Annotated in this window: 12 protein-coding genes; 2 read left to right on the top strand and 10 right to left on the bottom strand. The window is 28.9% G+C overall.

Annotated features, from left to right (window positions below):
• Positions 1-218: 218 nt before the first annotated feature.
• The 10 genes from B3630_RS16635 to B3630_RS16680 all read right to left on the bottom strand — a co-directional run bounded on the left by B3630_RS16635 (position 219) and on the right by B3630_RS16680 (position 13,839).
• Positions 219-1,997 carry a peptidoglycan-binding protein gene (locus tag B3630_RS16635; RefSeq protein WP_346900111.1) on the bottom strand — a complete coding sequence of 593 codons (1,779 nt, stop codon included), beginning with the start codon at positions 1,995-1,997 and terminating at the stop codon, positions 219-221.
• 88 nt (positions 1,998-2,085) lie between these two features.
• Complete coding sequence (locus B3630_RS16640; protein WP_346900113.1) at positions 2,086-2,637, bottom strand: 5-formyltetrahydrofolate cyclo-ligase; 552 nt, start codon at positions 2,635-2,637, stop codon at positions 2,086-2,088.
• 108 nt (positions 2,638-2,745) lie between these two features.
• On the bottom strand, positions 2,746-4,122 hold the full coding sequence (locus B3630_RS16645) for a sodium-dependent transporter (RefSeq protein ID WP_346900115.1): 1,377 nt from the start codon (positions 4,120-4,122) through the stop codon (positions 2,746-2,748).
• Between the two features lie 542 nt (positions 4,123-4,664).
• Positions 4,665-6,683: a methyl-accepting chemotaxis protein gene (locus B3630_RS16650; protein ID WP_414633022.1), complete on the bottom strand. Its 2,019-nt coding sequence runs from the start codon at positions 6,681-6,683 to the stop codon at positions 4,665-4,667.
• Between the two features lie 272 nt (positions 6,684-6,955).
• Positions 6,956-7,210 carry a cache domain-containing protein gene (locus tag B3630_RS16655; RefSeq protein WP_346900119.1) on the bottom strand — a complete coding sequence of 85 codons (255 nt, stop codon included), beginning with the start codon at positions 7,208-7,210 and terminating at the stop codon, positions 6,956-6,958.
• 328 nt (positions 7,211-7,538) lie between these two features.
• A complete protein-coding gene (locus B3630_RS16660) occupies positions 7,539-8,816 on the bottom strand; it encodes an APC family permease (RefSeq protein ID WP_346900121.1) in 1,278 nt (425 codons plus the stop codon).
• A 611-nt stretch (positions 8,817-9,427) separates the two neighbouring features.
• Positions 9,428-10,597, bottom strand: coding sequence for an amidohydrolase (locus B3630_RS16665; RefSeq protein WP_346900123.1), 1,170 nt, complete (start codon positions 10,595-10,597; stop codon positions 9,428-9,430).
• A gap of 156 nt (positions 10,598-10,753) precedes the next feature.
• The gene (locus B3630_RS16670; RefSeq protein ID WP_346900125.1) at positions 10,754-11,482 is read right to left on the bottom strand and encodes a hypothetical protein; all 729 of its coding nucleotides are present in this window, start codon (positions 11,480-11,482) and stop codon (positions 10,754-10,756) included.
• A 135-nt stretch (positions 11,483-11,617) separates the two neighbouring features.
• Positions 11,618-12,832 (bottom strand): hypothetical protein, encoded by a 1,215-nt coding sequence (locus B3630_RS16675; RefSeq protein ID WP_346900127.1) that lies wholly within the window; start codon positions 12,830-12,832, stop codon positions 11,618-11,620.
• 533 nt (positions 12,833-13,365) lie between these two features.
• Positions 13,366-13,839, bottom strand: coding sequence for a hypothetical protein (locus B3630_RS16680; RefSeq protein ID WP_346900129.1), 474 nt, complete (start codon positions 13,837-13,839; stop codon positions 13,366-13,368).
• A 528-nt stretch (positions 13,840-14,367) separates the two neighbouring features.
• Here B3630_RS16680 and B3630_RS16685 point away from each other — a divergent pair.
• The gene (locus B3630_RS16685) at positions 14,368-15,645 is read left to right on the top strand and encodes a dicarboxylate/amino acid:cation symporter (protein WP_346900131.1); all 1,278 of its coding nucleotides are present in this window, start codon (positions 14,368-14,370) and stop codon (positions 15,643-15,645) included.
• 166 nt (positions 15,646-15,811) lie between these two features.
• Positions 15,812-16,327, top strand: coding sequence for a spore coat protein (locus B3630_RS16690; RefSeq protein WP_346900133.1), 516 nt, complete (start codon positions 15,812-15,814; stop codon positions 16,325-16,327).
• The last annotated feature ends 256 nt before the right edge of the window (positions 16,328-16,583 follow it).

Raw genomic sequence — 16,583 nt, forward strand, 5'->3', positions numbered from 1 at the left:
CCTTTTATTGAATAGTTTTTATCCTTAGCTCTTAATCTTTTTATAATCTTCAATGCATTTTACCTTCTTTCTAAATTATTTATTTTCTAAATATAGTACACTATGTTAAATAATTAAAATAATTAAATAAATTGTAAATTATATGCAATTTAAAGCTTATCCTATGGAATTTAAATCCATAGAATAAGCTTTATTTTAATTATCATATTGTTCCTAAATTAAATATCTTGATATACTTGTACAATCTTCGCCCAAGTTAATGGCCCAACTATACCATCAGAATCCAATTCAAAGCACTTTTGAAAATCTATAACTGCTTGATTTGTTGCCTTTCCAAAAATCCCATCCACATTTATATTTTTCATACAGGGATACTTATCTGATATAGCGCTTAAGTAGGTTTGTAATTTACTTATGACCTTTCCTCTAGAACCTTGTTCTAATATATATCCTGGATACTCATATCCATCGCCTTCTGGCTTGTTACTTCCATTAATTATATCTTTATATACAGAGTATATTTTACCCCAAGTTTGCTTTCCAACTATTCCATCTACATCTAATGCAAATTTCTTTTGAAATTGTATTACTGAATCTAAGGTACTTACACCAAAAATACTATCTCCATTAATTGGAGGCACTTCTTTATAATATTGAGATATAAAATTTAAGAAATATTGCATTTGAGATGCAGCATCACCTGTAGAGCCTTGCTTTAATAAATATCCAGGATACTCTCCTGTACTTTCTAATTTTTCTCCTTCCGACTCTAATTCTGCTAATCTTTTAACTCCTACATAAATTCCTGATATTTTATACCAAGTTGATTTTCCAACGATTCCATCTGCATATAAATTAAATATTCTTTGGAATGCCTTTACAGATGATTCTGTCTTTGATCCAAACACTCCATCTACAGGTTCTATTTTAGGTATTTCTGGATAATTATTAGAAATTCTATTTATTTGTCTTTGAATTGTTTCTACATCACTTCCTGTACTATTAAGATTTAACGGAGTTCCACCATAAGATTCCTCTATACCTCTTATATCATTAGTTTTTGTTAGTTCAATATTATCACCATAGTAATTTTTTAGTATCTCCATAGTTTCATATCCATCCGTAGCAAGTTTTACAGTATCCCATTGTGATAACCCCTTACAAGTTACAGTTGTACCATTACAATATTGTGCCAATAGTGGTTCCATATAACCTTCTCTAGTAATATATTCATTAAATATATCATCTACAATTCTACTGATATTTTCAAAAATATTTCTTCCCTTAATAAAGTACTGATCATAAGCTGTAGAGTTAGTTATGTGAAAGTTATATCCCTTATTTCTATACCACTCCGTATATACCCTATTTAATGCAAAGGAAATTTGACAATATATATTGGCTTTTATAGCCTCCTCTGGCCAAGTAGGATATATTTCACTAGATGCCACATTCTTTATATATTCTGGAAATCTTACAGTAACATTTTCTGCATAGGATGATGGTGCACCCAAATGTACTGTTATAAATTCCGGAATATATGGTCTTATCAACACCTTACTTTGAAAAATTGGCTCTTTATCCTCTACCTGAATTCTAGGCATTTCCTCTATCAACTGATGTGGTGGAATATAATTATGCTCTAATTCCTCTAAGAATTCTCTTTCCTTAGTAGTAGGTATCATTTCTACTTGTTGTATTGATACTTCATTAGGAAAAACTTGAACCCCTTCTACCACTGCATCCTTATATCCAGGTGCTCTAACGTATAAATCATATACTGAATATGGTATTTGTTCAGAATCTTTATTTTTTGATAGTTCAATATCTGGTGTATCTACTTCTAATATTTTCGTTATCCCACTAGAATCTGTAGTTAATATACGACCTTTATCAAAATCTACTGAAGTGCTTTTTAAAATAAATATATTTCCGCCTGAAACAGGTACCACCTCTCTTGCAGTAAAAAGTTCTACTTTTATAAAACCTCTTCCCATAATTTTCTCCTAAAAAATATTATCCATAGTTATTATATGGATAAAAGCTATTTATGTTAGTAAAATTTCAAAATAGAATTATCTTAATTTATCTATCTGTAATCACTTTATGAATTTTCACATCATGTTCATCATAAGGAATATAATCACAGGTAATTTTTTCTCTACATATAACAGCTGTAGCAAAGGTAACATGTTCTAAGTAACGATCATAAAATCCTCCTCCATAACCTAGACGGTATCCTTCCATATTACAAGAAACACAAGGTATTATAGCAAAATCTATTTCTTCTGACATAATTAATGGACATTCATCCTTAGGTTCTAATATCCCATACTTTCCATTCTTTAAAGATTTATAGCCCTTGATTTCATGTACCTCCATAATACCCTTACCTATACATTTGGGAACTCCAACTCTTTTACCACTTTCTAATGCATTCTCTATGATATTTCTTGTATTAATTTCATCTTCTGTACTTACAAAACAAAATATAATCTTTGCTTCTTTATACTCCTTAAGATTTATTACTTTTTCATAAATTTTCTTATCTGCTTCTAACGTATAATCCTTTGATAATTCAGCAATACGTTTCATAATTTTATTACGAAGTTGCCTTTTTTCTTCTTTTATATTCATTAGTAATCTACTCCTATCCTACGATTAATATCTTTATATGTTTTATAATACATTAAATAAAGGAATACTCAAAACAATAATATTGTTTTGAGTATTCCTTAAAATTTATTATAATGTTATTCCAAATATTTTCAATATATATGGTAATACCCCTATGGCATTTAACCATATAATGAATATTAGCACTGGTGCAATATATTTTATCATTAATATAAAGAATGGCTTACTTCTGAATTTATACTTACCATTACAACTAATCTCATCTGAAATATTGTCAACACCCCATACATATCCTATAAATATACACATTAGAAGTCCTCCTAATGGCATAAGTAAATTTTCAGCTAAGAAACTCATAAAATCAAAGAAATTGTATCCAAATATTAATACATCTTTCATAATTGGTCCATTTGCCAAGGAACAAGGTATTCCTATAAAAAATAAAATTGTTGATATTATTATAGTGGCCTTCTTTCTTTCTATTTTAAAAGTATCAATTACAAAGGATACTACAACTTCAAGCAAAGATATGGCTGATGTTAATGCAGCAAATAAAATTAATATGAAAAATAAAATACCAAAAAATTGTCCAAAAGGCATTGAATCAAATACTGAAGGTAATGTTATAAACATAAGGCTTGGCCCAGCTCCTGGTTCAAATCCAAAGGCGAACACTGCTGGTAAAACTGCAAATCCAGCAAGTAAAGCAACCATTGTATCTATAGCTGGTATAATAACTGCATTCTTTTCTAAGTTTTCTGTATTTCCCAAATAACTACCATAGGTGATTATTGCCCCCATTCCTAAGCTTAAGGAAAAGAACGCTTGTCCTAAGGCTGCCATAACTGTTCCAATTGTAACCTTTGAAAAATCTGGTTTTAGGAAAAATTTTATTCCTTCCATTGCTCCATCTAAAGTTACTGATCTAATAGCAATTACAACTAATAATACAAATAGTGCTGGCATCATAAATTTACTTGCTTTTTCGATACCACCGGCTATTCCTTTTAATACTATTACACAACAAAGAATCATAAATACTAAATGCCATACAATAGGTTGAGTAGTACTTGCTATGAATCCACTAAAATAACTTCCTGCTTCTGCTCCTGATATACCTCCAATTAAATATTTACCTATATAATTAAGTACCCAACCACCTATAACACTATAAAATGCTAGTATACAAAATCCCACAACTACTCCAATAAAACCTACGAAGGCCCACTTTTCACTTAATTTTCTATATGCTCCCACTGAACTTAAATGAGTATTACGCCCTATTGCCATCTCTCCTAGCATAATTACAAATCCAATGATTACAATCATAGCTAAGTAAATAACAACAAAAGCTCCTCCACCATTTGCACCTGCTAAATAAGGAAATTTCCATATATTACCCAAACCTACTGCTGAACCTGCTGCTGCCAATATAAAACCTATATTAGATGCCCATTGTCCTCTGTTACTCGTATTATTGTCCATAACTTTCCCCCTTAATTGTTTAAATATATTTTATAATTATTATAATATAAATTTTCAGATAATTGAATAGTTTTCTTTTTGATATTCATATTTTCTTGCAGCCATTATATTTTCTATATCCATATAGATAAAAATCTTTATGTTCCAAGGCTTTTCAGACATTAATCATATTTAAAAATTCCCATAAATTATACTATTCAATGGGTTTTGACATTTTATTAACAATATATTGCAATCCTATTGAAAATCCATAATATATCTTAAAAAATTTTCAGCATATATCAATATCATATGTTTTTAAATTACAGTTAATATAAGATCTTCTATTTATACTTTATTAACATTTAGAAGTATTTAATTTAAAATTATATATAAAATAATTATAAATTTCAATAAAATTTTAACGTTTTTTTTTATTTTTTCAATTTAAAGCTTTTCATCTTTTTTTGTAAACAAAAAACAGATGAGACTCCTCACCTGTTTTTTTATTTAACTAAATATTACTTTGTTTTTTTAACACTTTAGGATATAAATTTTCTATCTTATATTTTAAATTGCTGAACCACTTCATTTAATTGTTGTGCAAGTTCCGCTTGGCTTTGTGCCGTTTGAGCTACTTGCTCTATAGCTTTTGTGGTTTCATCCATGTTTTCTTTTATAGTTTCTGCTTTCTCACTAGATTCTTGAGCAGACTCCGCCATATTTTGAATGGCTTCGCTTACTTGTCCCACTGTAGCTGTAATTTCTTGTGACATAGCTGCTATTTCTTCTGACATATTACTTACAAAATCAGAATCAAAATGATATTGATTACCTGTTTCTTCATATTCATCATAAGTTTTCATTATATCTACATCAATGAATTTTAATATGTCATTTCCCGTTTCTATACTTTTATTAAATATTTGTTTTACTGACTCTATAGTCTTTTGTATTTCTACTACAGCACCAGAAGATTGTTCTGCAAGTTTTCTTACTTCTTCTGCAACTACTGCAAACCCACGTCCTTGTTCTCCTGCTCTTGCAGCTTCGATAGCCGCATTTAAAGCTAGTAGGTTAGTTTGATCAGCTATAGATGATATTGTATCTGCCATAACCCTAATACTATCTATTACAAAACTTTCTTCTATAACCTTTTTCATATTAGCTTCCTTTTGAATGTATAGTTCTTTTGCTATCTTTTTAATCTCTTTGCTATTCTCCTTTACCTTGCTGGCCCTCACTTTAGCATCACTTGCATTATTGCTTCCTTCCATAGCCTTTGAAGATAATATATTCACACTTGAATCCACTTCTTCAACAGATGCAGTTATCTCTTCTGTAGCAGCACCTGACTCCTGCATACCACCTGCAATAGTATTAACAGCCTCGTTAACATTTACAGTTTTAGCTGCTAATTCCTCAACAGTTGCTGAAAGTTCTTCCGCAGATGCACTTATATTTTCTGAATTCTCCATTATAATTTTTACGATAGAATGAATGTTTTCTGTCATCTTATTCAGATACTTACTCATTTCACCAATCTCATCATTGCTTTTTAATTCTAGTTTTTCTGTTAAATCTCCGTTTGCAATCTTCATAGCAAAAGCATTAACCTTTTTAATGTTCTTTCCTATGTAATTTGCAAAAAATAATATAAATAATACTACTATTACAATTGCAACTACTATTATTATACTGATTTTATTTCTTAGTGAATTAATTTGAAGATATACTTCTTCCTCAGGAATACATACAGCAATAATCCACTCTGTACCTTCTACGGCGCTATAATACACCTTTTGAACTCCTTTATCATCAGTAAATGTTCCTTGACCATTCTTATCAGTTAGCATTTTCTTACCTAAGACTGACAATGTAGAATTTTCATCATCCTTTATATTAGTTTTCATAATTTTAGATTGATCTACATCTGCAACATATAAACCACTTTTATCTATTAAAAATGCTCTTCCTTGTGTACCTATTTCCATATTTTTTATATTATTTTGCAAAGTAGATAAATCTATATCTGCTGTGGTAACTCCTATAAAATTATTATTTGAATCATGCATTGGACATGTAGCAGTTATCATCGAAACTTTCGCTACATCATCATAATAAGGTGATGACCATTCAACACTCTTATCAGTGTCTTGCCCCATTTTATACCAATCACTTGTTTTATAATCTGTCTTACTATATTCATTTGTATAAGTACTTTTACCATTTAATTTATATGCATAAGGTCCAAATAGCTGAATATCTTTCTTATATTTAAATGGTTCAAACCAAACACCAGCTCCAAAGGTTTCATCATTCGTGTCAATTAAACTTTCCAACACACCTTTATAATTTTCTTCAGTCATAGATGATATAGAATTCTCAGCCACTTTAGCTAAACTTTCAGATATTTTCTGATGCCTCTCCAAACTCTTTTCAATTTCTTGCGACTTTTCATTTAATTTACTATTCATGTTTATTTCAAGCTCACTATTTATTATCTTTTCTGCACTTGAATAACTCATATATGCCAGTACAGCCATAGAAGCTATTATTACAGGCATAAGTAACAAAATCATCTTTACCTTAATACTTTTAATTTTTATACCTTTAACCTTCACACCCTTAAACTTCACAATTTCAGCCTCCCTCATTTTAGCTTATATTTTATAATATATTATTTTATTTATCGTATCAATGAATATATTAAAATAGTGTAAGCTAAATATTTCTTATTATTTCTTTAAATTGATTTTATTTTCACATACAAAGAATATTATAAAATACATATAAACAATTTTATACTATTTTTTGTTATCAAATTTCAATTACTTCTTCATAAATAAATATGTTAAAATCCTATATTTTCACCCTCAACAGTATCGATCCAAGAATAACCCTCTTCACCAAATTTCAACTCTCTTACTAAATCTGCACTTTGCTTCTTAGCTTCTTCAACAGTAAGTTTTCCTGTTTCAGTGTTTTTATTTATTGTATCTCTCATACCAATAACAATTTCTACTTGTTCCTTAATTTTCATATCATAATCTTCATTTAAGATTTGTCTTTCACTATCTAATAGTTTATTGCTAGTTTGAATATTCATATAAGACATAACTACACTTATAGTAATCGCTGTTATTAGAGTTATTATCACTGTTGCAATACTAATTTTAAAACTAACTTTTTTATACCTTCAATTTTCATATTATCAACTCCTTCACACTTTATTCATGTTTTATATATATTGCTTAATTTATCTTAATAATTCAGTTATAAGAATAGTGTAAGATTCAATTTTTATTGTATTTACTTTTCTATTGAATTTTTGCTTAAATAGTTTTCTATACATTATAAAAAAGATTGATTCAAATAATTATCTGAATCAATCTTTTTTAATTTAGAGTCATACCTCAATTCATTGAGGCTAAATACTATCTTCTTTTTAAATAATAAAATATTGGAAGTCCAACAAGAGTTATCCCTATTCCTATTATAGAATTCAATGGTGCCGATACAATTGTGCTATATAGTATGTAAACTCCTCCCAATATCCCCACCAATGGTATGAATGGATATAGAGGAACTTTATATGGTCTTTTATCTGCAGGTATTTTTTTTCTAAGTCTAAATATACCAAAGACACCCATAACAAAGAATATCCATAAAACAAATATTAATAAGTCCGTAAGAGCATTAAATGTTCCTGAAAAAATATAAATAGTAGCTAACATGCCTTCAAGAATTAATGCATTAGTAGGAGTTCCAAATTTATCGTGTATTTTACCCAGTTGAGTTGAATAAGGCAATTGTTTTCTCTGCCCCATAGCTAATGGTACTCTAGAACCGGTTAATAAATATCCATTCATAGCTCCAAATACTGATACTATAATTCCTGCTGTTATAAATGCAGCACCACCTTTCCCAAATAGTGAAACTGCTACATCCGATGCTGGTGTCGTTGATGCAACTATATTTTCAATGGGCATTACATTAACCATTGCTATACTTATTAGTGCATATATAAATATAACCGATGTAACTCCAAAAATAATTGCCTTAGGCATTTCCTTAGCTGGATTTTTTAATTCTCCTGCTATGTTTGTAACACCTATCCATCCATCATAAGCCCATAATGTACCTAATACTGCAGCTCCAAAACCAGCTCCTTCAGTCATAACGGTAACGGAGCGAAAATCATGAGTTTTACCACTAATTAATCCAAATATAATAATAGCAACTATTGGGACAAGCTTCCCCACTGTTGAAATAGTTTGAATTGCCCCTCCATACTTAGTACTAATTATATTCATGATTATTACAAACACTAATATTCCTACTGCTAGAAGTTTTTGCTGGAAANNAGCATAAGTGGAAAAAGCTATGGCTAATGCTGCTCCTGATGCAGGATAAGATATTACTGTTTGAACCCATCCTAATAGAAAACCCCATACTTCTCCATACAGCTCCTCAAGATAAACATATAACCCACCAGTTTTAGGTATACATGAAGCTATTTCTGCAATGGTAAGTGCAGAAGCTAGAGTTATAATACCTCCAACTATCCAAGCCATTATACCCATTATAGGTGAGCCTGAATCATTAAAAACTATACCTGGCTTTAGGAATATTCCAGAGCCTATTATCATTCCAACTACTATTGCAATGGCTTCAATAAATGTTATTGCCTTCTTTTGTGTTTTTTCTATCATTGCTTCCTCCTAAATAGCTTTTTATAGCTTTATTATTTCTTGCAATTTGTTTTTTATGCTTAAGACTTAAGGGCATAAATTACTATGCTTCCATAAGAAATTAATTTTTATCATCTTAATTTCTTGAGTAATTTCACAAAATGCATTCTTTTATATTAATTTTAAAAATTAAATTAATTTATCTTATATTTTAAAAAACTTTTTCTAATTAGTCTAGTGTAAAATTACTTAAATAGGAAAAAACTTAAGGTAAAAATTTTTATTGATACTTTTTATTAGAATGAATAATATATTTTTTTTTGCAAATTATAAGTTAGGTAGGAGGTGATATGTCATGGAAAACAACAATTGTAGAAATAACAAAAATAACAACAACAATAATAACAAAAATAACAACAATAATAACAAGAACAACAACAATAATAACAACAACAAATAATAATATTTAACAGACTCAATCTATGGAAACAAAAGAATTTGTTTCTACACGTAAGAAAGTGGCAACAAAATCAGTATTAGCTGGTTTCATTGCCACTTTCATTATAATAAAAGTAATAAAAATTATTTAGTTTTAAAGCAAAAAATGTTCTTAAATATTATTGTAGCTAGTCTTATGGTTTATAAACAACTTCACCATCAATTATTGTATACAAAGTTTTTGTAAATATCTCCATGGGATTGCCATCAAAGATTGCAATGTCAGCATCTTTTCCAGCTTCAATACTTCCAACTCTATGTGATACATTACATATTTCAGCTGCATTTATTGTAATTGCTTTAAGTCCTTCATCTATACCTAATCCTTCTTTTGCTGCAAACCCAGCACAAATTGCTAAGTCTTGTATTCTTGTAACTGGATGGTCTGTAGTAATAGCTACCTTTACACCCGCCTTATGCAACAAGCCTGCTGTTTTAAAATCCATATTTTGTGTTTCTATTTTATTACGCACTGATAGAGTTGGCCCAATTATAGCTGGGAATCCTGACTCCTTTATCTCTTCTGCAATTAAATGTCCTTCTGTACAATGATCAAGGGTCATTTTTAATCCAAATTCTTTAGCTATGCGTATTGCAGTTAGAATATCGTCCGCTCTATGTACATGTGCTTTTAAAGGTATCTTTTTATCAAATACAGGTATCCAACATTCTTTTCTAAACTCTTCATTAAAATCCGTGTTTTCATTACTCGATTGTTGAGAGTTTTTCTTATTTTTATAATATTGCTGAGCTTCAAACAACTCTTCTCGTAAAAGAGCGGCTATGGACATACGTGATGTTGGCATCTTATCTTTGTCATTATAATTTGATTTTGGATTTTCTCCAAATGCAACCTTCATTGCAGCAGGTTCCAGAACAACCATATTATCTATTGCTCTACCGTGAGTTTTGATAAATACAAACTGTCCACCCACCACATTTGAACTTCCTGGTCCAACCATTACTCCAGTAATCCCAGCACTCAAGGCCTTGTGAAAAGTGGAATCCATAGGGTTAATAGCATCTAAGGCTTTAAGATAAGGTGTAACTGGCTCAGTCATTTCATTGCAATCATTACCTTCGAAACCTTTTCTTTCTTCTTGAATACCAATATGACTATGAGCTTCTATTATTCCAGGCATAACTATACAATTGCTTGCATCAATGACTTCAGAAATGTCACTGTTATCTTCATCAATGTATTCTACTACCTTTATAATTTTTTTCCCATCTATTAAGACACATCCCTTATCATAATTCACACCAGCCATGGTCAATATTTTACCATTTTTAATTAATAACATAATCTTCACCTTTCTAAAATATAATAATCATTTGAAATTATAGCTAAACAACTCTAATTTCATCTTAATCTAAATACATTTCTTAGCTAGACTTATCTCTTATCTAAGTATTTATATTTTGTAGGATTTTAAATAATTATTCATAATATTTTAAAGTTAAATATTACAAAAAACTTTCTCTAGATATTGAACTTTAAATCCACTTAGTGTAAGTAAAAGTTGAGAAGGAAGATAAAATAACCATATTAAAAAACCCAGAAAAAATTTTATGTTGCCTCCTGCTACTATATTATAAAGTCCTACATTTAAATCACACATAAAAAATAAAAACATACCTAAAGCAATTATCCATGAAGTTTTTTGAGAATATTTACCTCTGGTTATAGTACTCACTGAGGAGTAAAGACTAGTGATTAATAAAGATGCATATATAAGTGCTAAAACAACAAGATTTTTTCCTATTGATGCTATTTCTATTTTTAATGAAACTGTTAAGGCTATGGACAATGATACTATAAAAAACAATAAGTTTTTATATTTACTATTTTCCATAATACTATGCCTTATTATGTAAGTTATTTGAACTAGAGAAAAGAAAAAAACTCCCATGATATAATTGCCGGAAATTGCAAGAAAATAATCTGCAATTAAGGTAAATAGCCGAGCAAGCTGAACTAAACCTTTATCTCTTTTGCTATATCCATGGGATTTAATTAATAAGGATATGATAAAGCAAAGCACTATAGCTGAATATTTTAATGTGACTGAATATGTGTTTTTTAAATCTTTGGTTATAAAATCAATACATAAAAAAATAAAGTAAATAATAATTATTATCCTAGAGCTAATTTTTATAAGATTTTTATTGCTTATAAGTTTATCCATTTACATCACCCAAGTATATTTATTTGCATTAACTGAGATTTATATTATTCCCCTTAATTGCTTTTCATACTATTTGAATAAACCTTATTTACGGAAAGAGACTAGTAAGATTTTTCCCTACTAGTCTCTTTGTTATTAATTTTTCTTTATTAAAGATGCCGCTTCTGTCTTTCCCTCAAGAATATAATTAAAAGGAAAAGCAAATTGGAGATATTTAAATACCCACTTGTTATTTTCTTTAATAAGCACACCCTCTAATCTAAATGGCCATATATAATCTTCACCTTTAGCATTTTCTTTGAAGGTTTCAGCAATTCTTCTTCTAATGTTAAAAAGCTTCTCTTTATCATCTAAATCCTTATTAAATATATCCTTTATTTTATTAACTGTATTTTCAAAGGACTCTTCTTCTGAAATAACTTTTTCCATAGTACCTCTTATTACTACCCAAGCTATATCCTCATTAAAATCAACCATAGAATTCTCACTGTCTAACCTGATCTCATCATAGCATCCTCTATGCCCCTTAATTAGCTTCTTAATTTCTTCTTTACTAGTGAATATTTCTTTATCTGTATTAGCAACAAATATATTATTAGTAGAAAAATATTTATCAATTATCAAATTTAATTCCATATTCTTATCTAGATACTCACTATTAAAGTCTTTTATTAAATCTATTATTTCATTTTTCATTAACTTATTTTTATGATAAGCTTCTTCTAATTCCTTTATCTTTTTATTAACCTGAGTTCTATCATAACTATCTTTATATTCCCTTACATCTGGTAGATGTCCAACTACAGGTAAAGAAAACTGCATATGTTTTATAATCCATCTATTTTCTTTTTTTATTAATATAAAGGAAATACGTATATCCCATAGATAATCTCTTTCTATATTATCCCTTTGATTTAATAAATGACATAAAGTCCAATTAATTTCTGTTAATTTAACCTTATTAGATTTTTTACTTTCATCAGAACCTTCATCAAAATATTCTTTAATATATCCTAAGTAACGTGTATATGTGTCACTTCTACTGTTAAAAGAATATTTCACTGTAGCTGGAGTATAAATTATAGCTGTATTTTCAAGTTCAATTACAGTAGCCTCATCAGCTATAACTCTTAAATCTCCCCAATATTCCCAGTCACTTAAAAATATATCCTTAACTTCCTCATATCCAATACACCACTCGTCATCACATGTACCTACTATAGTTACACTTTCATCCTTATCAAATAATTTATCCATAAAGCTATCTATTTCATTAATATCCCTTTTAACATAGGCTTCATTAAATATATTTAATACTTCCATAAATTCATTATTTACTTGATTTTTCATATATTCATACCCCTTATCCTATCTATTTTTTCATTTTTACCTATCTAATTTAAAGGGTTAGATGTTTTACCTCTCTAACTAAATTTAAAAAGGCTGTAATAAAGCAACGCCTCATTACAACCAAAATATCTACAATATTTTACACAACAAAATAAATATACTATATAAAGTGTAAAAAAGATTTTAATTTTAGTTCTATAAACTTCACATTACTTACTTGTAAATTTTCTAAAGAAGTACAACAAATAAACCTAAATAATTAGGTAGTTAAAACTTCTTTTAGTATTAATTTTCACATTAAAAATTAATTAACAAGTAGCAATAATCACTTTATAGCACCTCCCATATGTTATGTATAAATTTTACCATGGAAAACTTATAAAGCAAACAAAATTATTATACTATTTTATTAATTTATTGCAATACCAATATTTTTCGTAAAAATTACATAATTTAATCTTAGTATTATATTTTTTAATGCATTTATCATAAATTATAAATTCCAACCAGCCCCTAGTATATTAGTATAGTACCTATACATTATTATCCATTAATCCTAGATCATAAATTTTTTTAACTATATCACTAGGACTGTCTTTACTTGTATCTACATGTAACTTTGCAGTTATGTCTTTCCATTCAAGTAACTGCTTGTCTATCATACTTTCTACTGACCTTGGTAAAACTCCATTCATCCTTTTAGCAAATCTGGATTTTATTATTTCTGCATCAGCTGTAAAATTTATAGTAATAGCACCCTTAATGAATTTAAGTTTAACCATATCCTTTTTTTCTGAGATTATATAGATTATTGATTTTGAGTGTAAATCTTTGTTATTACAACCTTCTTTCAATATTTCCTCAAATAGTTTCCATGCATTATTCTCATTTTTATCCATACGTAAATAATCTTTTCCACTGTAAATCTGTACATCTGTAAGTTTTTTTAATTCTTCTGCTGTTGAAGATTTCCCTGAACAGCTTGGCCCCATAAATATAAATAACATAAATTCCCCTCCTAAAAAGTTTAATATAAACAGAGCTCTTTACTCCCACTTTGAAGAATATTGGAATATTAGAGCTTATAGTCATCGGATAAACAGTATCTGTTAACCTATTATACTAAGTGTAAAATATATCCATATAAATAACAATCCTTTATATGTTATTATTTGTTAATTTATTCAAACAATTTTTTAAGTTTTATCTTTCTTCTTAACTACATTGATATTATTCACACGAATATTGCATACTCATTTTAAAATCCTTCAAAATCTAATTGTATATATCAAAAGTTTTATACATTCAACATCCATATCTATAACCAATGCTAATGTGCATTATTACTAGATTAACACTCAATTTAATAATACTATATCGATTTTAAAATATTTCATATTCTTTTTTAACTTTTCCAATAATTGAAGTTTGACTTTTGTTTTTATTCATTATATAATTTTACTCACCATATAATTCTATAATCTTAGATAAAAATTTAATTTATATAATAAAAATCATTAGAAGGGATTGGTAAAATGAAAAAAGGTAAAATAAGTTTATCAACAAAAATATTTATCGGATTAATCCTAGGTTTAATAACGGGTATTATATTCAACTTTATTCCAAAGGGTTTTATTCGCGATGAATTATTAATTAATGGGGTTTTCTATTTAGTTGGACAGGCATTTTTAAAAGCTATTATGATGCTTGTAGTACCTTTAGTTTTTATTTCTCTAGTCAACGGAGCTGCCAGCATGGGAGATATTAAAAAGTTAGGTAGAATTGGAGTAAAAACAGTATTATTTTACTTAGCTACTACCGCTATTGCTATTTCAATTGCATTATCACTATCTACAGTATTTAAACCAGGTGTAGGATTAAATTTATCAAATTCTAGTTTAAGTGAAGTTACTATCAAAGAGGCTACACCATTGGTTGAAGTTATCCTTGATATGATACCAAACAACCCTATTGCGTCCATGGCAAACGGGAACATGCTACAAATTATTGTATTTGCCATGTTAATAGGCGTAGGTTTATCTACTCTAGGTGAGAAAACTAAAATGATAACAAATCTTTTTCAACAATTAAATGACCTTATTATGAAAATCGTAGACTTCGTAATGATAATTGCACCCATTGGAGTATTTGGTTTAATTGCTCGTACCTTTGCCACTCAAGGTTTTGATGCAATGCTACCTTTAATAAAGTACATGTCTTTAGTTTTAATAAGCTTACTTATTCATGCTACCATCGTATATGGTGGTCTATTAAAATTATTTACTAGATTAAGTCCTATAAGATTTTTCAAAAAATTCTTCCCAGCCATTTCTGTAGGTTTTTCTACCTCAAGTAGTAGTGCAACCTTACCAGTATCCATGGAAATTGCAGAAGAAAATTTAGGAATCTCAAAGGATGTTGCTTCCTTTACATTACCACTAGGGGCCACCATTAACATGGATGGGACCGCTATTATGCAGGGTGTAGCTACCGTATTTATTGCTCAAATTTATGGTGTTGATTTAACATTAAGTTCTTTCTTAACTGTTATTTTAACAGCCACCTTAGCTTCAATTGGAACAGCTGGAGTACCTGGTGTAGGAATGATTATGTTATCCATGGTACTACAGTCAGTAGGTTTACCAGTGGAAGGTATAGCTTTAATCATGGGGATTGATAGAATTTTAGATATGGCAAGAACCTCTGTAAATATCACTGGTGATGCAGTATGTACAATGATTGTAGCAAAAACTGAAGGAGAATTTAATGAAGAAATCTTTAATTCTGAAACTGTAAAAAACAAATCCTTATAGTAATATAATTCTCTTTGTTATATCTGCTATATATACTAAACAGGGTTAACACCTAAATTGAGTGTTAACCTGTTTTTTCTAGTATACCGCTTAAAATTCAATACTATTTCATTTACTAGTATAAAATAATTGGTTCTACACAAAATATAATCGGAGGTGCAGTATTATGGAAATAACATTATCACAAAAAGAAAGAACTTTACTAGAGGATCAAAAAAAACATGAGCAAATTTGCATTGAAAAGTATACAAATTATGCAAATCAAGCTAAGGACAGTCAGTTAAAAGATATTTTTAATGCTAATGGACAATCAGAAAGAACCCATCTAGGTAGCATCAATCAATTATTAAGTGGTCAACTTCCTCAAATGGGTCAGCAACAACAAGGTCAACAGAATCAGCAAAGTCAAAATCAAAATTCAGGACAAAATATGACAGCTCAAGGTTCCACAACAAATACAAATAATATGCGATCAGGAGGAGTTAATTTATCCGATGCTGATATGTGTACAGATTTATTGATGACTGAAAAATATGTATCGGGAACATACGATACTACAATATTCGAATTTAGAGATACTAGAGTTCGTGATGTATTAAATCACATACAAAAAGAAGAACAAAAACACGGAGAGGCTATTTTCCAATACATGGAGAAGAATGGAATGTATAACGTTCAATAACCTTAGGATTGTATCCAAATTATCTCTAGTAATATAATATAAAAAAATCATGGATAGTTCAGTATAAATAACTGATATCTATCCATGGTTTTTAATGAAATTAACAAAGTTCCAAAGTATTTTTTTCTATTCCTGGCAGAATACTATAAATAGATTTTCCTATTTTGCCCTCAAAATATTCTTTTATTTCAAAGGTTTTCTTCCATTTCTCTAGTGTAAAATCAGTAAATCCATATCTCATAACCACATCAACCAT

The organism is Clostridium sp. UBA7503 (assembly GCF_002477055.1).
Lineage (GTDB): Bacteria > Bacillota > Clostridia > Clostridiales > Clostridiaceae > Clostridium_J > Clostridium_J sulfidigenes.